Annotated in this window: 21 protein-coding genes; 4 read left to right on the forward strand and 17 right to left on the reverse strand. The window is 58.2% G+C overall.

Annotated elements, in window-relative coordinates; translation table 11 throughout:
* Nucleotides 1–95: 95 nt before the first annotated feature.
* From bioD to bioB, 5 genes are all read right to left on the reverse strand, one after another.
* A complete protein-coding gene (gene bioD / locus EU556_RS11915) occupies nucleotides 96–716 on the reverse strand; it encodes a dethiobiotin synthase (RefSeq protein ID WP_135434325.1) in 621 nt (206 codons plus the stop codon).
* A gap of 136 nt (nucleotides 717–852) precedes the next feature.
* Nucleotides 853–1,620 (reverse strand): metallophosphoesterase, encoded by a 768-nt coding sequence (locus EU556_RS11920; RefSeq protein ID WP_135434326.1) that lies wholly within the window; start codon nucleotides 1,618–1,620, stop codon nucleotides 853–855.
* A 96-nt stretch (nucleotides 1,621–1,716) separates the two neighbouring features.
* Nucleotides 1,717–2,862 (reverse strand): aminotransferase class I/II-fold pyridoxal phosphate-dependent enzyme, encoded by a 1,146-nt coding sequence (locus EU556_RS11925; protein WP_135434327.1) that lies wholly within the window; start codon nucleotides 2,860–2,862, stop codon nucleotides 1,717–1,719.
* Between the two features lie 24 nt (nucleotides 2,863–2,886).
* Nucleotides 2,887–3,150, reverse strand: coding sequence for a hypothetical protein (locus EU556_RS11930; protein WP_135434328.1), 264 nt, complete (start codon nucleotides 3,148–3,150; stop codon nucleotides 2,887–2,889).
* Between the two features lie 76 nt (nucleotides 3,151–3,226).
* Nucleotides 3,227–4,225, reverse strand: a complete 999-nt coding sequence (bioB, locus tag EU556_RS11935; RefSeq protein WP_135434329.1) for a biotin synthase BioB — start codon at nucleotides 4,223–4,225, stop codon at nucleotides 3,227–3,229.
* Nucleotides 4,226–4,524: 299 nt separating this feature from the next.
* On the opposite strand from bioB, the gene EU556_RS11940 reads away from it, so the two are divergent.
* Entirely contained in the window at nucleotides 4,525–4,977 is a 453-nt protein-coding gene (locus tag EU556_RS11940; protein WP_135434330.1) for a hypothetical protein, read from the forward strand.
* Between the two features lie 33 nt (nucleotides 4,978–5,010).
* Here EU556_RS11940 and EU556_RS11945 read toward each other — a convergent pair whose 3' ends face one another.
* The 11 genes from EU556_RS11945 to EU556_RS11995 form a co-directional block, all read right to left on the reverse strand.
* Complete coding sequence (locus EU556_RS11945) at nucleotides 5,011–5,556, reverse strand: sugar O-acetyltransferase (RefSeq protein ID WP_135434331.1); 546 nt, start codon at nucleotides 5,554–5,556, stop codon at nucleotides 5,011–5,013.
* A 74-nt stretch (nucleotides 5,557–5,630) separates the two neighbouring features.
* On the reverse strand, nucleotides 5,631–6,050 hold the full coding sequence (gene yiaA, locus EU556_RS11950; protein WP_135434332.1) for an inner membrane protein YiaA: 420 nt from the start codon (nucleotides 6,048–6,050) through the stop codon (nucleotides 5,631–5,633).
* Nucleotides 6,051–6,443: 393 nt separating this feature from the next.
* Nucleotides 6,444–7,601, reverse strand: a complete 1,158-nt coding sequence (gene rluF / locus EU556_RS11955; protein WP_135434333.1) for a 23S rRNA pseudouridine(2604) synthase RluF — start codon at nucleotides 7,599–7,601, stop codon at nucleotides 6,444–6,446.
* A gap of 131 nt (nucleotides 7,602–7,732) precedes the next feature.
* Nucleotides 7,733–8,077, reverse strand: coding sequence for a hypothetical protein (locus EU556_RS11960; protein ID WP_135434334.1), 345 nt, complete (start codon nucleotides 8,075–8,077; stop codon nucleotides 7,733–7,735).
* 129 nt (nucleotides 8,078–8,206) lie between these two features.
* On the reverse strand, nucleotides 8,207–9,256 hold the full coding sequence (locus tag EU556_RS11965) for a WD40/YVTN/BNR-like repeat-containing protein (protein ID WP_135434335.1): 1,050 nt from the start codon (nucleotides 9,254–9,256) through the stop codon (nucleotides 8,207–8,209).
* Nucleotides 9,257–9,515: 259 nt separating this feature from the next.
* Entirely contained in the window at nucleotides 9,516–10,580 is a 1,065-nt protein-coding gene (locus EU556_RS11970) for a serine hydrolase domain-containing protein (RefSeq protein ID WP_135434336.1), read from the reverse strand.
* A 162-nt stretch (nucleotides 10,581–10,742) separates the two neighbouring features.
* Complete coding sequence (locus EU556_RS11975; protein ID WP_135434337.1) at nucleotides 10,743–11,477, reverse strand: YebC/PmpR family DNA-binding transcriptional regulator; 735 nt, start codon at nucleotides 11,475–11,477, stop codon at nucleotides 10,743–10,745.
* Nucleotides 11,478–11,703: 226 nt separating this feature from the next.
* A complete protein-coding gene (locus EU556_RS11980; RefSeq protein WP_135434338.1) occupies nucleotides 11,704–12,165 on the reverse strand; it encodes a MarR family winged helix-turn-helix transcriptional regulator in 462 nt (153 codons plus the stop codon).
* Nucleotides 12,166–12,871: 706 nt separating this feature from the next.
* Nucleotides 12,872–15,229, reverse strand: coding sequence for an FtsX-like permease family protein (locus tag EU556_RS11985; protein WP_135434339.1), 2,358 nt, complete (start codon nucleotides 15,227–15,229; stop codon nucleotides 12,872–12,874).
* A gap of 21 nt (nucleotides 15,230–15,250) precedes the next feature.
* The gene (locus EU556_RS11990) at nucleotides 15,251–15,934 is read right to left on the reverse strand and encodes an ABC transporter ATP-binding protein (RefSeq protein WP_135434340.1); all 684 of its coding nucleotides are present in this window, start codon (nucleotides 15,932–15,934) and stop codon (nucleotides 15,251–15,253) included.
* Between the two features lie 40 nt (nucleotides 15,935–15,974).
* Nucleotides 15,975–17,234: an efflux RND transporter periplasmic adaptor subunit gene (locus EU556_RS11995; RefSeq protein ID WP_135434341.1), complete on the reverse strand. Its 1,260-nt coding sequence runs from the start codon at nucleotides 17,232–17,234 to the stop codon at nucleotides 15,975–15,977.
* 303 nt (nucleotides 17,235–17,537) lie between these two features.
* Here EU556_RS11995 and EU556_RS12000 point away from each other — a divergent pair, with 303 nt between their 5' ends.
* Entirely contained in the window at nucleotides 17,538–18,920 is a 1,383-nt protein-coding gene (locus EU556_RS12000; protein ID WP_135434342.1) for a sigma-54-dependent transcriptional regulator, read from the forward strand.
* Nucleotides 18,910–20,265: a sensor histidine kinase gene (locus EU556_RS12005; protein ID WP_135434343.1), complete on the forward strand. Its 1,356-nt coding sequence runs from the start codon at nucleotides 18,910–18,912 to the stop codon at nucleotides 20,263–20,265. The genes EU556_RS12000 and EU556_RS12005 overlap by 11 nt, the downstream gene beginning before the upstream one ends.
* Nucleotides 20,266–20,296: 31 nt before the next feature.
* Here the strand turns inward: EU556_RS12005 and EU556_RS12010 are convergent, their stop codons facing one another.
* A complete protein-coding gene (locus EU556_RS12010) occupies nucleotides 20,297–20,737 on the reverse strand; it encodes a hypothetical protein (RefSeq protein WP_135434344.1) in 441 nt (146 codons plus the stop codon).
* A 239-nt stretch (nucleotides 20,738–20,976) separates the two neighbouring features.
* Between EU556_RS12010 and EU556_RS12015 the strand changes: the two genes are divergently transcribed.
* Nucleotides 20,977–21,885: an arginase family protein gene (locus EU556_RS12015; protein ID WP_135434345.1), complete on the forward strand. Its 909-nt coding sequence runs from the start codon at nucleotides 20,977–20,979 to the stop codon at nucleotides 21,883–21,885.
* The last annotated feature ends 25 nt before the right edge of the window (nucleotides 21,886–21,910 follow it).

The following is a 21,910-nucleotide window of genomic DNA, read 5'->3' on the forward strand; positions in this document are numbered from 1 at the left end:
ATGAGCTGGCCGGTGCAAAGCTACAACCGACCGGGGCGCCGACGGTTCAGGCAGTAGAGCCGATTACTGTAGCGCGCCAAGAGTGCTATGCTACTTTACAGTCCGAACCACTCTCGAAACTCATTAGCATATCGGCTTACAACTGCAGGCGTTACCTCGGCTTCGGGTAGTACCCGGGGCATAAGGGGCACGCCGGTGTGCTGACGAATAAAATCTTCGGTAGCGGGAGTCGGCTCTCCGTTGAACACGAGGCCCCGCACGCGAATACCGCGGGCTTTCAGGGCTTCCAGCGTAAGTAGGGTGTGGTTGATGCTGCCTAGGTAATTGCGCGAAACTACTACCACGTCTAGGCCAAGGTGCTGAACCAAATCAGCTATCAACAACCCCGGCGCCAGCGGTACTAGTAAGCCACCGGCGCCTTCTACCAGCAGGTGGTTTTGCGTGGCTGGCAGCTCAAAGTCTTGGAGTTGAATGGTGATGCCTTCCGTAGCGGCAGCGGCGTGCGGCGAGGCGGGCATAAGCAGGCGGTACCGCTCGGGGAAAAACTGGCTAACGGAATTTTGCACCAAACTGCGCACGGTGCCTGCATCAGTAGTTGGCTCTAGGCCTGCCTGCACTGGCTTCCAGTAGTCGGCCTGCAGGGCTTCCGTAATGATGGCTGACACAAAGGTTTTGCCGACATCCGTGCCGATGCCGGTGATGAAGAGTCGTTCCAAGTGGAGAAAGGATTAACATATGGTACCTACCAACCACGCGCCTGGCTGCGGCTGGCAGATGAAAAAGAAAAAGGTGAGTATGGCTATTCAAACAACAAGCAAAACGCCCCTGAACAGCAGTTTACATACAGCTGTCTTATCCGGCCATCGTGAATAGGGCTATTTCTGCTCTTGCTCCGAACCTAACGGGCACCAAGCTGGTGCCAACTCCTTTAGAGACATACAGCTTGGTTGTATCTTCCTGATACCAGCCCTTTACATATTTTCCGCTGCCTTGAGGCAGAAACGGAATAAAACCGAATAGATTAATCTGCCCGCCGTGTGTATGTCCGGACAAGATAAAATCTGCTTTTCTATCCTTCTCAAGTTGCGCGGTTATAATGTCAGTGTATTCCGGGCAATGATTTAATATGATATGATAATCGCTGCTTGTATGCGTTTGTAAGGCAGCAGGCAAATCTGGTCGGCCACCAACGTAATCATCTAAGCCAGTGACAGCAATAGTTTTATTTCCGAACCGGTATAATGCCGTTTGATTGATAAGTAATCGGCAATTGTTGCTTTCATAAATCGAAGCAAGGTTAACCAAATCAACCTTGCCCCAATATTCCCAGTTACCCAGAATAGCAACCTTCTGTATATCAAGATGTAGTAGTTGCAGAAAGCTATTTAATAACTGAATGTTCTCTGCTTTATCAATAGCGTCGCCGGTAATACATAGTAAGTCAGGTTTTAACTCATTTATCTTTTTGGTCAACCTGGTTAGTTGATAACTAATTGATCGTAAGTGTAAATCAGAGAGCTGAATCACCCGCAGGTGGGGCGTGCCAGCAATTGACTCCGTAATAGTGAATTCATTTACCTCGATGAAAAAGCGCTCTAGGAAGCAAGCATCGAGCAGCATGGTACCGGCAGCTAGCACAACGCCTGACTTGAGAAACGTTCGTCTTGATACAGCCATGCAATAAAGGTCTACAGGAATAAGTAGAATAGCTGTGCGTCAGTGTAGCATGCCAGCGGTAAGCACCCTCGCCAATCCGTCAATTTCTGCCTCAGTGTTATACGAGTGCACAATGAGCCGGAGTCGTTCGGTACCTACTGGTACCGTAGGTGACACGATGGGGCGCACATCGAAGCCCGCCGCTTGCGCACGGGAGGCCACCTCGCGCACATAAGCCGGGCCTGGATTTTCGGTAAAGAAAACGGGATGGATTATGTGGCTTTCGTGTGGCACCCGTAGTCCAGGTAGCGCGTTCAACTGCGCCTTCAGATAGTCGGAAAGAGAAAAGAGATATTCCCGTTCCTGGGCCAAGGTGGGCAGCAACTTGTAGGCTGCCGCTAGGCCAGTAATGGTGAGGGGCGGAAGGGCCGTGGTGTAGATAAATGGCCGACTGAAATTCAGTAGATAATCGCGTAGTACGGTGGCCCCGGCAATGGCGGCCCCCTGGCTACCCAAAGCCTTTCCAAAGGTGAGGATGCGGGCAAAGACGCTCTCCTCTAGGCCTAGTTCTGCTACTAAGCCTTCTCCCCGGGGGCCGTAAAGACCGTTGGTGTGGGCTTCATCGACTACCAAATACGCTCCATGAGCCTGGCACAGCCCCGCTAGCTTCCGCAGCGGGGCCATGTCGCCGTCCATGGAGTATAAGCTTTCTACAGCCACAAACACAGCACCCGTGGCCCGCACCAGTTTCCGCTCCAAGTCCTGCAGGTCATTATGGCGGAAGCTCCAAGCGCTGGCAAAAGAGCCCCGAATTCCATCCTTCACCGAGGCATGCGAGGCTTCGTCGTACAGAATGGTGTCGCCGCGGCGCGGTACGGCGCTGAAGAAACCCATGTTGGCCGTGTAGCCGGAGTTGAACAGCAGGGCCGCTTCCGCGCCGTGAAACTCCGCCAAGTGGGTTTCCAGGGCTTCCGCCGCCTCGGAGTTGCCGGTGAGCAGACGGGAGCCAGAACTGCCCGCCGCTTCGGCGGTAGCTTGTTGCAGTGCCTGTTGCACGGCCGGGTGTCGGCTCAAGCCTAGGTAATCGTTGGAGCTGAAATCGACTAGGCCAGTACCGGAGAGAGAAAGCCGGCGCCGGGTACCATCAGCGTCGCGCTGGGCAAGGTGCTGCGCAAGACGCTGATGGAGTGGGGAAAGGGAAGCCATTAACGCGAATCAGCTATTTGGCTGCTAGGCCTCCAATTGCTTCACCGACAGCCACACGCTGCCATCTTGGCTGAAGCTACGGGCATTAACAACTACCCAATCGGAGCCAATTTCCACTCGGTCGCCGATGCTAGGCAGTATGCCATGGCGCTGCGTGATTTCGTTCAGGGCAGCGCCAATGGTGTCCTCCAGATCGGTAATCATTTTCTGGGCGGAAAGCGCATCGTGCTGCTGACGGATGGCTTCGGCGTAAGCGTAATCTAAGTTTAAATCGAAGGAAATATTCATGGGGAATGTAAAAGTGCGGGATGCAGAAGCTGTTACAACAACAGCCACTGCATCCCGCAGGTAAGTCCTTTTTTGATTAAGCCAATACCTCTTTGCCCAGCACCATGGCGCCTTCGGGTACATCTTTGAACGACTTGCGGGGCGTGAGGCCGAGCAGGGCAAACATTTGCTTATCGGCGTCGAAATCGGGGTTGGGGGTGGTCAGCAGCTTCTCGCCGGAGAAGATGGAGTTAGCACCAGCCAGGAAGCACAGGGCCTGCTCCGTTACGGGCATCTCCTGGCGGCCAGCCGAGAGGCGCACCATGGTGTGAGGCATCAGAATGCGGGCCGTGCCAATCATGCGCAGCATTTCCCACACGCTCACGCGGGGCTGGTCGGCCAGGGGCGTGCCTTCCACGGGCACCAAAGCGTTTACGGGCACACTCTCGGGGTGGGCGGGCAGGGTAGCCAGGGTGTGCAGCATAGCAATGCGGTCCTCATCCGTCTCGCCCAGGCCGATGATGCCGCCCGAGCACACCGAAATGCCAGCCTTGCGCACATGCTCCAGGGTGTTGAGGCGGTCGTCATAGGTGCGGGTGGTGATGATTTCGGAGTAGTGCTCGGCGCTGGTATCGAGGTTGTGGTTGTAGGCGTAGAGGCCAGCCTGCTTGAGGCGCTCAGCCTGGTACTCGTTCAGCATGCCCAAGGTGCAGCATACTTCCAGGCCGAGGCCATTTACCTGCTCCACCATGCCCAGCACCCGGTCGAAGTCCTTGTTGTCACGGATTTCGCGCCACGCGGCACCCATGCAGAAACGGGTGCTGCCGCCGTCTTTGGCGCGCTGGGCTGCGGCCAGTACTTCGGCATCGGGGAGGAGCTTGTGGGCCTGCACACCGGTGTGGTAGCGGGCAGCCTGGGGGCAATAAGCGCAGTCCTCAGGGCAGCCGCCGGTTTTTACGCTCAGCAGGGTGCACACCTGTACTTCGCCGGTGGCCTGGGTTTCGGCATGAATGGCGGCGGCCTTGGTTACCAGCTCCAGTACGGGCAGGTTATAAATAGCTTTTACTTCGTCGAGGGTCCAGTCGGTGCGAATCATGGGGTGGGGAGGAAGTCGTTTCTAGGTTTCTGAGTAAGACAGAGGCTGAAAATAGCCATTCGCTGGCAGCCAAAGCTCCGCCGCGGGCTGCAAGATACATGAGAAGCGGATTTGAGGCGGCTGCAGCCGATAATTCTGTCCGACCAGAAACCTGCCCGCTAAAAATAGTCTGTTTGCTTATAAGCTAGTAATGAGGCGGGTGCTTGTGCTCTGACTTTCCGATATAGCATGCAACCTCCCACGCAAAAGAGAGGCTCCTGCTACTACAACTTGTCTGGTCTTATTCTATATCCTTGGTTATGCCCTCTGTTTTACGCACTACTCCGCTGCTCTTGCTAGGCCTAGTAGGGCTAGAAGCCTGCCACGCAACCGCCGATGATGCCCAGCCCTCCACTCTGACTGGCACCTGGCGGTTGGCAGTAATTGGCGGAGGTATCACGGGAGAAATGAGCCCAGTGCCGAAGGGCAGCGACAACCGGCTGGTATTCGGGTCAGACAGTACCTATACCCTCTATGAGCAAAGCAGGGTCTTAGAAACCAACACGTATCGGTTGCGTCCAGCCGCTGGCTCATCCAACCAACCACAGCTGTTATTAAAGATGAAGGATACGGATGGTCGGCTAGTATATAGCACCTATAATGTCACAACCTTATCTGCCCGAGAGCTCCGCTTCATGACGCCGGGCGGTTGCCCCATTATCAGCGAATATGTGCGCGTGGCACCGTCTGCTACCGCATCTGACAGCAAGTAGTATCGTCGGCACCCTCTCTATAAGGACGCTGCTTCAAACGTTGCGCAAGACTCGGCATGGGTTGCCCACGGCCACCACGCCAGCCGGAATGTCGCGCGTTACTACGCTACCGGCCCCGATAGTGGTACCCGCCCCAATGGTCACGCCGGGCATCACCAGCACACCCGCGCCCAGCCACACGCTGTCGCCAATGGTAATAGGTTTGGCAAACTCCCACCCGGCAATGCGCGGTCCTACTTCCACGGGGTGCCCAGCCGTAGTCAGCAACACATTGGGCGCAATGAACACGTTGTCACCAATCGTGACGGGCGCGCAGTCCAGAATAGTGAGGTTGTAGTTAGCGTACACGTTGCGGCCCAGCCAAATGTTGTAGCCATAGTCGCAGCGTAAGGGCGCTTCCAGGTGGGCATCCGTTTCGTAGCCGAGCAGCTCAGCCAGCCCCTGCTTGTTGAGGTGCACCGGCTCTTGGTTGTAGCGGTGACAGAGTTCTTTGGCGCGCAGGCGTTCTGCTACTAGCTCGGGGTCGTTGGCTTGGTACAGCTCACCAGCCAGCATTTTCTCTTTTTCAGTCTGACTCATCGGCAGCAAGGTACTAAAGTGCTGCCATGGCTTTCCTGCTGCCCCTCCGGAAGAGAGGCTAGGGGTAGATAACGCTAGGCCACTTCCTGCGGAGTGGCAGTTATAGCAGACTCGGGGCGGCGGTTGTCGCGGGTGTTTTTCTGCACGGCAATAGCCCCAAACAGGCCTAGCATAAACGACATGGCGTAGAAGCCCTTCTCGCTCAGCAGCAGCTTGGCGTTCCAGAGGCCTACCGCCAGTAGTAGCACCGCCGAGAGGGTAGCAAACCAGCACAACCCGTAATAAATGCCCGTCACGGGCACGCCCTCCAACTGGTCGCGCACGCTCTTTTGCAGTGATACGGCACCGAAGAGCCCGTACAGCAGCACGGCGAGGTAGTAGCCTTTTTCGTTAAGTAGCATGGAAGCATTCCAGAGGCCCACAATGTAGGCCACCATGCCCGTGAGCAGGGCAAACCAAGAAGCAGCTACGAAGGCATTGGATGTCTTTTGCATCACAGTTAACCAATGCGGGGGATTACACTATGGCGCTCAGAGTACCTCTCTGCGGCCCCAGCACCAGTAGCTACTGGCCTAGGCAAGTGCGTCCCGAATTGGCTGATACAAGGATGCAGGGTTTTAGGAGCAAGCGAAAGTCAGAAACCGCATTTAGTAGACTTTATACTCTGCAACTTCTTTCAACTTTCTTACACTAGTTCATGCCTTGTTCTCTCCTTGGTAATTGCGCTTGGTGAAGCGTATTGAGCGTTTATCCTCCTTGAGCGTTCTGGCTTGGAAACGAGATATAAGAACAGAAGGAGCCGAAAATTAGACTTTATACTCTCCCTGCAAACACACAAAAATGGGCCGCCCTAACTGGAGCGGCCCACTATTGTAGAGGGGTATGACCTAGGAACGCTTGCCTGGGCGACCGGCACCGCGGGTGCCGCGGGTGCTAACTTTGCCCTTGGGCGGGCCGGCCGGACCTTTGGGCCCTTTGCCAGCCGCCCCGCCGCGGGGGCGAGCAGTAGCGCCAGCCGCACGAGTGCCCGCCGGACGGCTAGATCTGCCAAAGCCCGGACCATCGGGGCGGACGCCGGTGGCTGGTCCGGGAGGGCGACCAGGACCCGTAGGCCACTCAAAGCCATCAGAGTCGGCAGCGGGGGCTGTAGGCTTCTTAGCGGCACGGCCCACGGCCCGTTTGCTGGCGGGTTTCTCTACCCAAGAGCCGGCCGGCTTGGCCTGGCCCGGTGCCGCACCAAGCAGCGGGGCCGACGATTTACGGCTGGGTCGCTCGGTCCAGAACTCGGCGGTAGAGGGGCGCTTGCGGCGGCGCGAGCCACTGCCATCATCAGTGCCAGCCGAGTCTTTGATCATCTCAAATAGCACTTTCAACTCCTTTTCCTTCAGCTCACGCCATTCGCCCACGCCCAGGCCCTTCACGTTGATGTTCATCACGCGGATGCGCTCTAACTGCACCACCTCATAGCCGAAGTACTCGCACATGCGGCGAATCTGGCGGTTAAGGCCCTGCACCAGAATAATCCGGAAGATGTAGGGCGTCTCCTTGGTCACCTTGCAGGGCTTGGTCATCACTCCGCCCAGGGGCACGCCGTTGGCCATGGCCTCAATGAACTGCTCGTTGATGGGCTTGTCTACCATCACGATGTACTCCTTCTCGTGGTTGTTGCCGGCGCGCAGGATTTTGTTGACGATGTCGCCGTTGCTGGTCAGCAGAATCAGGCCCTGCGAATCTTTGTCGAGGCGGCCGATGGGGAAGATGCGCACCGAGTGCTTAATGGCCCGGATGATGTTGTCCTTGATGCCGGTATCGGTGGTGGTGATGATGCCCGGGGGCTTATTGTAGGCAATGTACACGGCATCTTCCTCAGCACGGGGCTCAATGAGGTTGCCGTTTACTACTACGCGGTCTTTACTGGTTACTTGGTCGCCGATGGTGGCGCGCTTGCCATTCACGAACACGTTGCCCTGCTCGATGTGGCGGTCGGCCTCCCGGCGGGAGCAGATGCCACTTTCACTGATGTATTTATTGAGACGGGTTGCCATGAGGTGAGTATGCTAAGCGAAGGAAAACAACAGCCCGCTAACACAGAAAGTGCCAGCGGGCCGCAAAGATACGCCAGAAGTAAATGGAGACCAGTAGCTAGCCTGAAGCACCACTCAAAACAGACCTGATATCAGCCGCCAATGAAGTAACGTTGAATGGCATCATCTAGCTCGGCGGGCAAATCAGAGGTGTTCTTCGTTTGCAGTTCGGCTGGCTCTGAGGCTTCCGAAGGAGTGTAGGTGCCACCACTCTGGTTGAACTGGAGCTTGCCCTGCTGAAACTCACGTTGCTGCTCGGCCCCATCCTTGTCCATCGACACGAAATCCAGCTTGTGTAGCGTGTGGTCGGCCTTGTCAAAGCGCAGCCAGAAGTACACCTCGGCGGGGTCGTCGCTCTGCACATCCAGCAGCTTGATTTCTACGAGGGAAAAAGCATCAGCTTCGAAAAGGAAGAGTGGTTTATAGGAGATGGGCATAGGACAAAAGCAGTTGGTTGACGCTGAAAAGGGAGCGTCTGCAATACGCAGTCGTGGCCCACAAAGATAGTCTGGAGTTATAGGAGCAGACTAAGTTGATCTAGGCGAGTGGCCTAGGGACTTGGGTTGCTACTTTACCGTGACTTTCAGCAGTGTTTTGCCGGCCACGGCGTAGCCCTGCTGAGGCGTATAGAAATACGCGGTTGATACCCGTGTAAGTTCTTGAAATTCGGTACCAGTCCAGGTGTTGCCGCCGTCGGTGGTTTGGCCAACTGCCGCGTATTGTATTGGGAAGTCGCCGCCGGTGGAGTGGCCGCCGCCCCACAGCAGGGCAGAAGAAGTAGTCAGGCTGTTGACCTTCGATATGGATGTAACAGGGCTATTCACCTCAGCCCAGGTAGCGCCGTTGTTACTTGTGGTGTAGGCACGGCTGTAGCCTAGCACGTAATAGCCCCGCTCGTTCGTGAAAGCCAAGTCATTGGCGTAGTTGTAGCTGAGCAATGTTTTCGAGGGCCAAGTAGCGCCAGCGTCGGTGCTGCGTACGAGTTGAGCACCGCCGCCCGTATAGTAGCCAGTGGTAGGGGTGAACACCACCTTTGAAAAGGAGTTGCCCGCCGTTTCTACTAGCTGCCAACTAGCTCCCGCGTCCGTGCTGCGAAAAAGCCCTGCTGGTGTGCCATTAGCAGCTATAAACAGGTGCCCAGCTGCATTGACCGCAATCGAGACCACTTCGTTTTGAGTGCCCAAGTAGACCCTGCGCCAGGTTGTGCCGCCGTCATCGGTTTTGAGCACAACTCCGCCGGGCGGCACGCAGCCCGTACCACCGCAACTGCTTTTGCCGCCCACGGCGTACCCGGTTTTTAGGTCCGTAAACAACAACTGGTACAGCGGCTGATCGGGGAGGGCCGGGCTGTACTGCGCCGACCAGCTAGCCCCTTGGTCGGTGGTGCGGTAAATTTTGCCGTCGTAGGTGGTGGCTAGGCCAGTGGTTTCATTAAGGAAGTAGATGTCGAGGATGCTTACGGGCAAACTGGTGCTAGCCACGCTGATTTTCAACTTGGAGCTCTCAAAAGGCAATGTTCCTTTCACCAACTCCGCTGACTGCTGGACATCAGCGTCTTCCTTACAGCTGCTCAGGGCGGCCAGCAGTCCAACGGTAAGTAGTAGAATCTTCTTCATCAATATTAATAGGAGAGAGTAGTACAAATACACCTAACGCTTGCGCTACTGACAGGAGCAGTTCCTTAAGCAAGAGGTTGCACGCTTCTGAAAAGCCACATCAAGGGTACCCGTATCACTACAAGACCGGCCTACAATGCAGCGAGCCGCTCCTTTCGAGCGGCCCGTGGGGTGAGGTGGCCTAGCCACGTAAGTATTGTCGTAGGGTAAAGCTTGTGCCCGTGGCCTATTGAGGAATAATGATCGGGCGTAAGACGAATTATTTCTCCTCGGCTAGCCACTGCATGGCCTGATACTGGCCCGCTCCCACGAAGAGGCGCAATAGGTCGTCGGTTAGGTGGAGGCCATTGGCGCTGTTGGTGAGGAACAGCAGGGTCTCCTGGGTTTCGGGAAAGACTATAAAGAAGCCCCGGAAGTCGCCATTGTCGCCCCAGTGCCAGAGGGCGGGTCCGTGGGTGGTGGTGGCCAGACCTACTCCGCAGGCCCAGGCAATGTTAGCATCGGTGGGTGTGAGGGGAGTGGTGCAACGAGTGGCGGCGTTGGCGGGCGTGCTGAGCAGTTTGGCCGTGGCTGGTTTTAGGCCTTTACCCCGCATGAGGGCCTGCAGAAATCGGCTGTAATCGGCGGCGGTAGTGAGTAGGCTGAAGCCACCATTGGGCTCCGTAAAGCGCTTAATATCGGTGGGGCTACCGGCTTTATCATGGCCAAAAGCGGCATTCTGGTCGAAACGCGGCTGCCAGGTAAAGCTGCTGTTCTTCATCTTCAGAGGGCCAAATACCTCCTGCTGGGCCAATTGATTCAACGATTTTCCGGTTAGGTGCTCCAGGGTTTTCTGCAGAAATACGTAGCCCTCCCCCGAGTAGCTCCAGCAGCTGTCGGGCGCGTATTTCAGCGTCAGCGGGGAGGTCTTCCAGCTTTCGGCCAGCGGGTAGCCAGTCCAGTTGGGCAGGCCCGCGGTGTGGCCTAGCACCATACGGGCCGTGATTAGGTTGGCCCTTGGCTCCTGCTGCAGGCGCGGGTAGGGGTAATAGTTCAGCAGCGGCTTATCCAAATCGAGGCGGCCCTGGTCGTGGAGGCGCAGAGCGGTGTAGGCCAGTACCACCTTGCCCAGAGAGGCGGCCTGAAAAATGGTGTTGGCATCTACGGTCTGGGTGGTGCCCGCCTGGCGCAGCCCTAGGCTATACTGTTGGGTTTCGCCTTTTTTAGTGTACACCAGTTGTAGCCCCGTTACGTTTTCCTTCTGTCGTAAGGCGTCTACTGCAGCGCGTTGGGCGGTGGCTGCTACCGAGTATAGCAGGAATAGAAGGGTAAGTAATTTCTTCATGATAGGGCTTAAGGGCTATAAAACTAAAGCGCACATGTGCGTACTGCGGCCACCGGCCAAAAATAAATGTGGGCAGCTCTCCGCAAAGAAAGCTGCCCACGTTCCAGGCACGGTACCTACCAACAAGAAGTTGAGTAAGCCGCGGCCGTTTATAGCCGTGATTTAGCCGAGCGTGTGGTACACAGCCTGCACGTCATCGTCTTCCTCAAACTTCTCAATGAGGTTCATTACTTCTTCGAGTTGCTCGCCCTCAAGATGCACGGTAGTGTTGGCCACGCGCTGGAGCTGAGCAGAAACCACGTTCAGCTGCTTTTCCTCCAGGGCTTTTTGCATCTGGCCGAAATCGGTGAAGGCCGTTTCTACCACAATGTATTCCTTCACGTTGCCGTGCTCGTCTTCCTCCTGGTCCGAGTACACATCCTCGGCGCCGGCGTCAATAAGTTCCAGCTCTAGCTCATCGAGGTCGAGGCCTTCAGCTGCCAGCTTAAATACGCCCTTGCGGGTGAAGGTATAGTCAGAAGAGCCGGCGGTGCCCAGGGCGCCGTTGCCGCGGTTGAAGTACATGCGCACGTTGGCTACGGTGCGGGTAGGGTTGTCGGTGGCGGTTTCAATTACGATGGCCACACCGTGAGGTGCGTAGCCCTCATACACCACTTCCTGGTAGTCTTTCTCCTCTTTGCTGCTAGCGCGCTTGATGGCCGCCTCCACGCGGTCTTTGGGCATGTTCACGCCCTTGGCGTTCTGCATGGCCGTGCGCAGGCGCGAGTTGGTATCGGGGTTGGGGCCAGATTCTTTCACGGCCATAACGATTTCTCGGCCGATGCGGGTGAAATCTTTCGACATCCGGTCCCAGCGCTTCATTTTGCGGCCTTTGCGGAATTCAAATGCGCGTCCCATCTATCTGTGAATGAGTGAATGAGTGATTGAGTAAATAGTTCGGCACGGTGCCGAAAGGGGCCGCAAGTTAGCAGAAAGCCCGGCGGGGCGCAATTGCCCAAGCTACTGTAGAGCCGGAAACCAGCCGACTTGGAAAGCACCTCTCGCAAACTACCTTCAGGCTCGCACCTCTGACCGAAGCCAGTAAAAGCAGCCGATGACCGTTGTGGGGAGTGGCCTAGTGGGTCTAGGCCTCGCGCGCCGCTTCGGCACCCTCGGCCGGGTCTGCTGAGCAGTTACGATATATGCGGTCCAGCACCTGGCGCAGGTGGTCGAGGTCGGTTTCGCTGAGGCCATCAAGCGCAATAGCACGGTTGCTGAGCACTACGGGGTGCACGGCCGCCAGGGCTGCCTCCCCCGCCGGCGAAACCCGCAGGCGGGTCCGGCGCCCGTCGTTAGGCTGGGGCTCCGATTGCAGCAGGCCCCGCCGCAGCAGCAGCGCCAGAATGCGTGCCACCGAGGCCTGGTCCTTGAACACGCGTTCGGCAATTTCATTCTGGGTCAGGTCGTCGTGCTCCACCACCACGCGCAATACCAGCCACTGGTCAATGGTAATGTCAACTCCCGCCTTATCGATGTTGATCTGCGCAAACCGGCGGTAGCGCCGAATAGCTTTATCCAGGGAGTAAAAGATGACGTTGGAGAGCATGAGCGGAAGGCGAGGGGCCTAGGGGTGAGTAAAGACTGGCCTACGAGCCAGTGAAGGTAGGTGAAACCGCTGAAATGGGCCGAGAAGCATATCCTGTATTGTCGAGCTACGAAGTTAAACGCATTCTGTTTCCGTAAGGCAGTGGCCTAGCACGCGGCTAGATAGTAATTACACTGTCCCTCAATTCTTCTAGGCCACTAGGCCGCGCTCTAAATTGTCTAGCGGTGCCAAACCAACCCAACTGTGTTAAGGGTAGCAATAGAGTAGGAATAGAAGCATCTAGGCTAATCCGCTGAGCGACGTTTCCTAAGTTGTTAAGGAATATAGCTGCGTGATTGACGTGCCGCAATGACTTTGGGCCGCGTGAAGTGGTAGAAGCCCAGCATGTTGCCGTGTTCATGCAGCAAGGGCTAGAGGGGGCATATAATCCGGGCTCAGACCTACTTCGGTTTCTGCCACTGCTCCAAGGCTTGTTACGCGAAGCGGGTACTCCACAACACTAAAACGGTAACGACTTAGCCCTAGGCACCTAGCTGGTACTCCATACCCTCTTGATAGCGCTGGCGCAACAGACAGTTGATGATTTGTGCTTGTTGTGGAGAGACAACCGGGCTGAACGAGATGTTTTAGGACATGCCTGCGCCCGCGCGCAACGGCCGCGCGGTTGGTCGTCTATCTTGCCATTCAGCGCTACCAACTTTGCCTATCACTCCGACCGCAGGCTTAGCACGGGGTTGCGGCGAGCGGCCCGCCAGGCCTGCACACTTACCGTGAGCCAAGCCACGAGCAGAGCCCCCATTCCAGCGGCCGCGAAAAACCACCACTGCCACGCCACGCGGTAGGCAAAGCCCTCCAGCCACCGCTGCATAAGTATGTAGCTCATCGGCAGCGCCAGTACGATGGCCACGACGACCAGCCAGGTCAGGCTGCCGGTCAACAGCCACACAATGCTCAGCTCGCTAGCGCCCAAGGCCTTGCGGATGCCGATTTCTTTGCGCCGCCGCTCGGCCGTGAAGGCCGCTAGCCCCAGCAAGCCCAAGGCAGAAATGAGGATGGCCAGCCCGGCAAAGTAGCGGGCAAGCACCGCCACCCGCTGCTCGGATACGTACTGGGCCTGGTAGTCGGCATCCAGAAACGTGTAGTCGAGCGTAAAGCCGGGGTTGTAGGCGGCGTACAGTTGCTGAAGCCGCACAATTGTGGCCTGCTCCGCGCCCGGCTGGAGCTTCACTAGCACCGTGTTAATCTGAGGGTCGAGCTTGAGGAGCAGGGGCTTGATTTTGTCGTGCAGTGACTCGTAGTGGAAGTCGCGGACTACGCCCACGATGCGGGCGCCGTCGAGTTGCTGGCCCACGGGGTCCGGCATCCCCAGCCCGGCCACCAGGGTTTGGTTGACGAGGATGGCGGCGCTGTCGGCGCGGAACTGCGGCGCAAAGCTGCGGCCCGCTACCAATTGCAGGCCCATCGTTTCCACTAGGTCGTAGTTGACCAGCATCGTCGCTACGGGCAGGCGCTTACCCCGCCAGCTCATCTCCGCGACGTAGCGCCCCCCAAAGAAGCCGCCCAGGACGCTGGATGCCTGTACGACTCCGGGCAACTTCCTCACCTCACTTAGAAAGGCTGTCTGCTGGCGCGCCGCCTTGCCACCCGTATCAAAGCGGAGCACGTGCGCTTTGTCGTAGCCCAGCGGCTGGCGCTGCACAAACGCCAACTGCGCGTTGACAACCACCACGGCCACTATGAACAGCACCGAGAGTGTGAATTGCAGCACCACTAGGCCCTGCCGCGTCCACACGTCGCCGGCCTTGGTTGGCAGCTTGCCTTTCAATACGGCCGCCGGTTGAAAACCCGACAGGTAGAACGCGGGGTAGCTGCCCGCCAAAACCCCCGTACCCAGGGCAAGGGCTAAGCTAGCTGCTACCAACTGCCAATCCCACCGCAAGGCCAACGGCTTACCCGTCAGCTCGCTGAATTGCGGGAGCACGAGCTGCACCAACCCTATGGCCACCACCAGGGCCAGCAAGGCCATCACCACCGATTCGGTCAGGTACTGCCCCACCAGCGCGGCGCGGCTCGCCCCCAGCGCCTTGCGAATGCCCACTTCCTTTACCCGCCGCGATGCCTTGGCGGTGAATAGATTCATAAAATTGATGCTGGCAATCACCAGAATCAGCGCCGCAATCAGGGCGAACAACCGCACATAGGTAATGCGTCCCCCAGTGGCGACGCCATTTTCGTAGGTGCCGTGCAGATACGCCGCCGAGAACGGCCGCACGAACAGCGTGCGCCCCTGGGCCTGGGCCTGCGCACTTTTAGTTTTTAGTAACCCTGCCAGCTTGGCTTGAAACTGCGCGAGGTCGGCGCCCTCCTTCAAGGCTAAGTAGGTGTTGAAGGGGCCGTTATCGTCCCACTTGATGGTCTCGCTCATCTGCATCATGTCTTTAAACGAGGCAAACGGCAGCACACAGTCAAACTGCTCGGACGAGTTGCGGGGTACCCCGGCAAACACCCCGGCCACTAGGCAGGTCTGCTTGCGGTCAGCCATTTGCCATTCCACGGCTTTGCCCAGGCTGTTCTGCGGCGTCTGAAAGAGTTTGGTAGCCAGGGCTTCGGAGAGCACAATCCCGTTTTTATCCCGCAGTACCGTGGCGGGGGTACCTACCAGCAGGGGGTAGGAAAACAGCTGGAAGAAGGCTGGGTCTGCGTATTTGGGGACGGCATTCAGGTGCTGGCCGCCCGCCGCCAGCGTGAACCCGGGGAAGAACGGGACCGGCGTGGTGGTGGCCACGAGTTCAATCTCCGGCATTTCCCGCCGCAGGGCCTCGGCCAGTAGCGGCATGGTGCCGGTCTGGGTCTCGATGCCGGCGGCCGTGCGGCGGTTTTCCATCACTTGATAAAGCCGGGCGTCTAAGGCGTGGTAGCGGTCGAAGCTGCGCTCGTCGCTTATCCACAAGTAGATGAGCAGCGCGCAGGCTAGGCCGGTCGAGAGGCCAATCAGGTTGATGAAAAACGTGCCTTTGAACCGCTTAAAGTTGCGGTAAATGAGCAGCAGGGGGTAGGGAAGCATGGCCGAAAGGGGAGGAATCGGTTAGAATTGGCTGCGGCTGTTTTCGAGCACTACCTGCCCATCTAGTAGGCGAACGACGCGTCGGGCGTACCGGGCGTCGTGCTCGGAGTGCGTGACCATGAGCACGGTGGTGCCCGCCTCGTTTAGTTGGGTCAGCAGGCCCAGCACGTCGTGGCCGCTGGCCGAGTCGAGGTTGCCAGTGGGCTCGTCGGCTAGCAGCAGCGGCGGGGCGTTCACCACGGCGCGGGCCACGGCCACGCGCTGCTGCTGCCCGCCCGAGAGTTGCAGCGGAAAGTGGTTGCGCCGGTGCAGCAGCTGCATTTTCTCCAGCACCTGCTCCACCCGCTGCCGTCGCTCGGCGGCCCCCACGCCGAGGTAGCGCAGGGGCAGCTCCACGTTTTCAAATACCGTCAGCTCGTCAATCAGGTTGAAGCTCTGGAACACGAAGCCCAGGCTGCGCTTGCGCAGCTCGGCCCGCTGGCGCTCGGAGTAGCGGCTGGTTTCGGTGCCCAGCAATTGGAGGCTACCGCCGTCGGGCTCGTCGAGCAGGCCTAGCAGGTTGAGCAGCGTTGATTTGCCGCAGCCCGAGGGGCCCATGATGGCCACAAACTCCCCCTGCTCCACCGTCAGCGAGACCTGGTTCAGCGCCTTGGTTTGCACCTCTTCTGTGCGGTATATTTTATCCAGGTTTTCTGTCTTAATCATGAGCAATAGCCTTTTTATGGTCAACTAGTTATTGAAAACTCTAGGGCTGATGGTTGTTCAGGACCAGCTCTTGCTGGTCGGCGTAGCCTTCGTAGCTGGAAGTCACAACCTGGTCGCCGGGCTGCAGGCCGGCTAGCACCTCGTAGTAGTTGGGGTTTTGCCGCCCTAGCCGAATGGCTACCCGCTGGGCCCGGGTGCCGTCGGTCGTCAGCTTAAAGGCCCAGTTGCCCACAGTTTGCTGGTAAAACCCTCCCTTCGGCAGCAGCACCGCCGGGGCCTTCGCACTCAGCGCCAGCCGGATGGGGAGGGTCTGGCCCCGCCGCAGGCCTAGCGGGGCCGCGCCGGTAAAGGCTAAGTCGATTTGCAGGCCTTTGGCTACTTGCGCGAAGATTTTGGTCACGCGCAAGGTATATGTCTGGCCCTCCACCACCACTTCGCCCACCTGACCGGCCGCGATACGGGCAATGTAAAACTCGTCCACCGTGGCATGGAGTTTCACGCCCGCCAGTGCATCAATTTGCCCCAGGCGCTGCCCGCGCGTTTTGACCTCGCCCACTTCCGCGGGCAGCGAGCTGAGTCTACCGCCGACCGGGGCCCGCACCAGCAGGTCGTCCATCTTGCGCCGCATCAGTGCCAGGTTGCTGGTCATGCGCTGCACCGATTCTTGCATGGTGCCCAGCTGCTGCTGCATGGCCACTGAATCCTGATGCATGGTTTGCTGCGTCAGCTGACGCCGGCGTAGCTGGTAGAGGTAGGCGTTCTGGCTTTGCAGGTAGTCCTGCCGCGCAATCACCTTTTGGTCGTAGAGCACCTGGTTGGTGTCGAACACCCGCCGGGCTTCGGCCAGCTGAAAGTCAATGTCGGCAAGTTGATTTTGGCGCAGAATGCGGTTTTGCAGTAGTTGATTGCGGGTGTTGCGCAGGTTGTTCATCAGGTCGTACACGGCCGTTTCGCGGTTCACCATTTCCAACTGCAAGTCGGGATTAGTCAGCCGCAGCAACGGCTGGCCCGCCACGAGGGTCGCGCCTTCTTCCACCAGTATTTGCTGCACCGTGCCGGCCTCGGCTGCGTCCAGATACACGGTGTGGAGCGGCTGCACCACCCCATCAATGGCCGTAAACTCCTGAAAGTTGCCCCGCGTGACGGGGCTAATGGTGAGCCGGCTGGCCTCGATGTGTAGCCGCTGGCCTGGCCTAGGCCAGTAGAGGCTGGCTACCCCCATACCCATTAGCAGCAGAGCCCCCAACCACCACCAGCGGGCAACAAAGCACCATTTTTTCTTTGGTATCAAAACATCCATTCAATTTGGCGCAGGCAACAGCCGCAAAAAGCTAGAAACCAGCAGTGCCAAAAACGGTGCCTTGACTGCAATAATCTGAAAATCAGATGTGTAATCTGAGAAACTGCTAGCAAGTTGTTACTGAACGTCCGGTTTTGATACAGTTTACCGTTCGGTTCCGATACATTCCGAATGAGCCGCTAGATGACGAAGGGCTTGGCGAGTTGAAAACCAGTATTTTCCAAGGTCTGCACGGTTTATGTGGCCTAAGTTGGTACGGCAACTACTAGCCCCGACTTTTACGTTTTATCAACCCAGTTCTTCATGAATCTTACGCACGCCCGCATCCTGGTGGTAGACGATGAGCCTGATGTGCTGTTCGCCCTCAAGCTGCTGCTCAAAACGGAGGTGCGGGAAGTAGTGACGGAGAAAAACCCCGAGCTGCTACTTTCTCTGCTCCGCCAGCAACACTTCGATGCCGTGCTGCTCGACATGAACTACCGCAGTGGTCAGGCGACGGGCAACGAAGGTTTCTACTGGTTAAGCCGCATTCTGGAGCAGGCCCCCACGACGGCCGTTATCCTTTTAACAGCCTATGGCGACGTGCGCACGGCGGTGCGCGCCCTTAAAGCCGGTGCCACCGACTTTCTGCTCAAGCCTTGGCACAACGAACAGCTGCTGCAAACGCTGGCTGCCGCCCTCCACCCCAAACCCAGCAGCAAAAGTGGAAGCAGCCTAAAAAAGTCAGCCGCCCCGGCCGCTACTACCGTCCTGCTAGGCGAGTCGGCTGCCATGCAGGAGGTCCGCGCTATACTTGAAAAAGTCGCCCCAACTGAGGCTAATGTGCTGCTATTGGGCGAAAACGGTACGGGTAAAGAACTAGTCGCCAAATCCCTGCACGAGCAGTCGCGCCGCGCTGCCAGACCCTTTGTAGCCGCCGATGTGGCCGCCCTCAGCGAGGGCTTGTTTGAAAGTGAGCTGTTTGGGCACACCAAGGGTGCGTTCACGGATGCCCAGGCCAGTCGCGTGGGCCGTTTCGAGGCGGCTACCGGCGGAACCTTGTTTCTGGACGAGATTGGCAACATCGCCCTACCGCAGCAAGCCAAGCTGCTCACGGCCCTGCAAAACCGCCAGGTGGTGCCGGTGGGGAGCAATACCCCCGTACCGGTGGATATCCGGTTGTTGTCGGCTACCAACGCGCCATTGCACGCACTGGTAGCCCGCGGTGCTTTCCGCCAGGACCTGATGTACCGCCTCAATACGGTTGAAATTACGCTGCCGCCCCTGCGCGAACGGGGCGACGACGTGATACTGCTGGCCCAGCACTTTGCGGAGTTGTACGCCGCCCGCAACCGGCAACCCGTGCCGGAATTCAGTACCGCGGCTCTGCACAAGCTCCGGGAGCACACCTGGCCCGGTAACGTACGGGAACTGCAACACGCGGTAGAGCGGGCTGTTATCCTGGGGGCTGGCTCCGTATTGCTGCCGGCCGATTTCTCGTTTCGAAACCCCGAATCAATTGCTACTTCTGCGGCGGCAGCGCCAGCGGAAACCGGGGCTGAGCAGCCGTTGCCGCTGCTGGAGGTAGAGAAAAATACTATCCAGAAGGCCATTGAGCGCCATCAGGGCAACCTTACCAAAGCGGCCAAGGAACTAGGCCTTACCCGCACTGCCCTCTATCGTCGGCTCGATAAGCATGATATTTAATAGCCTGGATGCTCGCCTGCTCGGACGATTAGTACTGCTGGTAGCTGTGCTAGTCGTGGGCGGTTACGCCTTGCAACACTACGCTTACGGGTTAGCCTTAGGGACCCTAGTGCTGTTGGTAGTGCTGGTCCTGGACCTAACCCGATACCTGACGCGCGGGCAGCAGGCACTGGCCGACTTTACCCTGGCCCTCCAATACCGGGATTTTTCGCGGCAGTACCCGGCGCAGTCCGGTCCGGCGTCGTTGCGACCCTTGCATGAGGCTTTCAACCAAGTCAACGCCACGTTTCGGGAGCTGCGGGCCGAGCAGGAAGGGCAGTTTCAGTACCTGCAAATCATCTTGGCGCTGCTTGATACGGGCATCGTATCCTACGACGCGGCGGGCAACGTGGCTTGGGTGAACGAGGCGTTTAAACAGACGCTGCACTTGCCGTACCTAAAAAATATCCGGGCGCTGCAAACTCGGCAGCCGGTTCTTTACGAAGCCATCTGCCAGGCAGTGCCCGGTCAGCCGGTGGTGGTAAAGCTGATGGTGGGTTCCCAAACAGTGCAGCTGCTCGTGTCGGCCACTCAGTTTAAGCTACGCGGCGAATCGTTTACCCTTTTGGCCTTCAAGAACGTGAGCCAAGCCCTAGCGGATACCGAGACCGCTGCCTGGCAGCAACTGCTCCGGGTCATGACGCACGAAATCATGAACTCGGTAGCCCCCATTGCTTCGCTAGCGGATTCACTGGGCCGTCACGTGCAAGGCGCCCGGCAGCAGGCGGCTTCAGATGAGCTGCTCGACGATGTGGGCACCGGCATTCGCATCATTCAGCAGCGCAGTGAAGGGCTGCTGCGCTTTGCTAAAGTGTACCGAGACTTTAGCACCCTAGCCTCGCCGCAGCGCACGACCCTGTATGTGCAGGAACTGCTGCAGGCCACCCAGCAGCTACTAGCGAAACAACTGGCCGCGCAAGGCATTATGGTTACCCTCAGCGTGCGGCCTGCCCACCTCACCCTGCATGCCGACGGCCACCTGCTGGAACAAGTGCTCATCAATTTGGTGCTCAATGCGGCGCAGGCAGTCACCCAAACTCCTAATCCTCACATTAGCCTGCAAGCCTGGGCCGATGAACAGCAACGAGTAGTTATTGAGGTGAAAGACAACGGGAGCGGTATCCCTGCCGACGTGCTGGACAGCATATTTATTCCTTTTTTCACCACCCGCCCCAACGGCTCCGGGATTGGGCTGAGCCTAGCTAAGCAAATCATGCAGCTGCACCAGGGTAGCATTCAGGTCCATTCTGTAGCGGGGGCAGGCAGTACGTTTCAGCTATGGTTTCCCCCTTCAGTTACCTTTTAGGGGGGCTATTACTACTTTATTGCTACCCCTGTTACTGCTGCCGTAGCGTGTAGATGCTCTTGTTGCCGGCGGGGTAGCCCTCAATAGTGAGTGTCAGCAGCCCGTTGCGCAGCTGAAAACGGCCCTGGTCGGTGCGCGCTTGCCCTTTTTTATCCGTGTAGGAAAACGTGATTTGGTCGCCGGTAAACACGAAACGGCCATCCTGATCGAAGCGCATCGGGCCGCCATTGGCCGAGAGGGTTAGGCGCTTCTGGTACGTGCCATCGGGGCGGAGCAGGAGGGTACCGCCCACGCCCTGTGCCGCCATCGGCTCCGGGCTGGTGCCTATGTCGAGGATAGAGTAGGAGAGGTAGGTATAGGTGGTAAAGAAGGAAGGGGCCAGCTTGGGCACTGGCTTGGCCGTGCGCTGCGCCCACGCCGTTGGCCCCGCCGCGGCCAGCAGAAGGGCCAGTAGAAAAACACGAAGTATCATGCTGCAAGGTACTAGTTACCACCGCAGGCCGCCTATGAATTCTGCGCAGAAGCCCGGCACAACTCAGGAGGGAGCCGGGTTTGACGCCCCTTGTCGGTGGGTGTAGGCCAGTAGCATTGACCTATTCTGCTTGGGTATCCGGGGCCAGTGCCCCGCGGGAACGGTCACGCCAGAAGGTTGCCTGTGCTGGGTGCCCGCGGAATCTGCTACATTTCGGGCCTGGCAATACAGGTACGGCTATGGCTACTTTTCTGAGAGAACTAATCCGGCCGGCGGCCGAGTTGCCCGCGGCAGATGTGTGCCTGGTAGGGCTGCCCCTCGATTTCGGTACGGTGCTGGAAGGGGGCCGCGCGGGTGCCGCCGGAGCCCCCGATGCCATCCGGCGGGAACTGCGCCGCTACCATAAAACCTACAACCTAGAGCACAACGTGCACCTCGATGCGTTGCGCATTGCCGATGCCGGCAACCTCGCGCTAGGCCACCCCGAGCACGCCCGCAACCACCAAACCATTCGGCAGGAGCTGGCGCGGCTCCTAGGCCAGTACCCGCGAGTAGTAGTGCTGGGAGGGTCCCACGATGGCACCTACAGCACCGTGCGCGGCCTCGCTGATGCTCACAATGGTCAGGCAGTAAGTGGTATCAACCTCGATGCGCACGCCGACGTGAAGGATAAGCCCGACATTATTAGCAGCGGCACCCCCTTCGGCAAGCTGCTGCGCGAAGGCATACTAACCGGTGCCCACTTCACAGAAATTGGGCTGCACTCCAACCTCAATACCTGGGAAGACATTGACTTTCTGCACCAGCAGGGCGCCCACATTGTGCCCCTGGCGCACGTGCAGGCCGATGGCATGCCCGAGTATATGCAACGCGCCCTGCGCCGCCTACAAGGGCCGGGGTTTGTGAGCTTTGATATAGACGGCTGCGCCGAGGCCTACGCGCCAGCCGTATCGGCCCCGAGTGCCGATGGGTTTACACCCCGCCAAGCTACTGAGGCCGCCTTCCTGGCCGGTCGTAGTGAGCAGGTGCAGTTGTTTGAGGTAGTTGAGTTCAACCCCGTCTTCGACCGCGATAACCAAACGGCACGGCTGGCCGCCACCATCATCACGGCCTTCCTGAGTGGCCTAGCGGCAAGCAAGCAGGCCTAGCGCCGCCCGCATAAAAAAAGGCCCG

Source organism: Hymenobacter fodinae, from assembly GCF_004745825.1.
Taxonomy (GTDB): Bacteria; Bacteroidota; Bacteroidia; order Cytophagales; family Hymenobacteraceae; genus Hymenobacter; species Hymenobacter fodinae.

Bases quoted from the DNA above. Each gene is read 5' to 3' on its own strand.
- EU556_RS12010 (WP_135434344.1), bottom strand. From the start codon at position 20,737: ATGATACTTCGTGTTTTTCTACTGGCCCTTCTGCTGGCCGCGGCGGGG.
- EU556_RS11945 (WP_135434331.1), bottom strand. From the start codon at position 5,556: ATGAGTCAGACTGAAAAAGAGAAAATGCTGGCTGGTGAGCTGTACCAA.
- EU556_RS12000 (WP_135434342.1), top strand. From the start codon at position 17,538: ATGAATCTTACGCACGCCCGCATCCTGGTGGTAGACGATGAGCCTGAT.
- EU556_RS11975 (WP_135434337.1), bottom strand. From the start codon at position 11,477: ATGGGACGCGCATTTGAATTCCGCAAAGGCCGCAAAATGAAGCGCTGG.
- yiaA (WP_135434332.1), bottom strand. From the start codon at position 6,050: ATGCAAAAGACATCCAATGCCTTCGTAGCTGCTTCTTGGTTTGCCCTG.
- EU556_RS11995 (WP_135434341.1), bottom strand. From the start codon at position 17,234: ATGGATGTTTTGATACCAAAGAAAAAATGGTGCTTTGTTGCCCGCTGG.
- EU556_RS11970 (WP_135434336.1), bottom strand. From the start codon at position 10,580: ATGAAGAAATTACTTACCCTTCTATTCCTGCTATACTCGGTAGCAGCC.
- EU556_RS11930 (WP_135434328.1), bottom strand. From the start codon at position 3,150: ATGAATATTTCCTTCGATTTAAACTTAGATTACGCTTACGCCGAAGCC.
- EU556_RS12015 (WP_135434345.1), top strand. From the start codon at position 20,977: ATGGCTACTTTTCTGAGAGAACTAATCCGGCCGGCGGCCGAGTTGCCC.
- EU556_RS11985 (WP_135434339.1), bottom strand. From the start codon at position 15,229: ATGCTTCCCTACCCCCTGCTGCTCATTTACCGCAACTTTAAGCGGTTC.
- EU556_RS11920 (WP_135434326.1), bottom strand. From the start codon at position 1,620: ATGCTGCTCGATGCTTGCTTCCTAGAGCGCTTTTTCATCGAGGTAAAT.
- EU556_RS11940 (WP_135434330.1), top strand. From the start codon at position 4,525: ATGCCCTCTGTTTTACGCACTACTCCGCTGCTCTTGCTAGGCCTAGTA.
- rluF (WP_135434333.1), bottom strand. From the start codon at position 7,601: ATGGCAACCCGTCTCAATAAATACATCAGTGAAAGTGGCATCTGCTCC.
- EU556_RS11965 (WP_135434335.1), bottom strand. From the start codon at position 9,256: ATGAAGAAGATTCTACTACTTACCGTTGGACTGCTGGCCGCCCTGAGC.
- bioB (WP_135434329.1), bottom strand. From the start codon at position 4,225: ATGATTCGCACCGACTGGACCCTCGACGAAGTAAAAGCTATTTATAAC.
- EU556_RS12005 (WP_135434343.1), top strand. From the start codon at position 18,910: ATGATATTTAATAGCCTGGATGCTCGCCTGCTCGGACGATTAGTACTG.
- EU556_RS11980 (WP_135434338.1), bottom strand. From the start codon at position 12,165: ATGCTCTCCAACGTCATCTTTTACTCCCTGGATAAAGCTATTCGGCGC.
- EU556_RS11990 (WP_135434340.1), bottom strand. From the start codon at position 15,934: ATGATTAAGACAGAAAACCTGGATAAAATATACCGCACAGAAGAGGTG.
- EU556_RS11960 (WP_135434334.1), bottom strand. From the start codon at position 8,077: ATGCCCATCTCCTATAAACCACTCTTCCTTTTCGAAGCTGATGCTTTT.
- EU556_RS11925 (WP_135434327.1), bottom strand. From the start codon at position 2,862: ATGGCTTCCCTTTCCCCACTCCATCAGCGTCTTGCGCAGCACCTTGCC.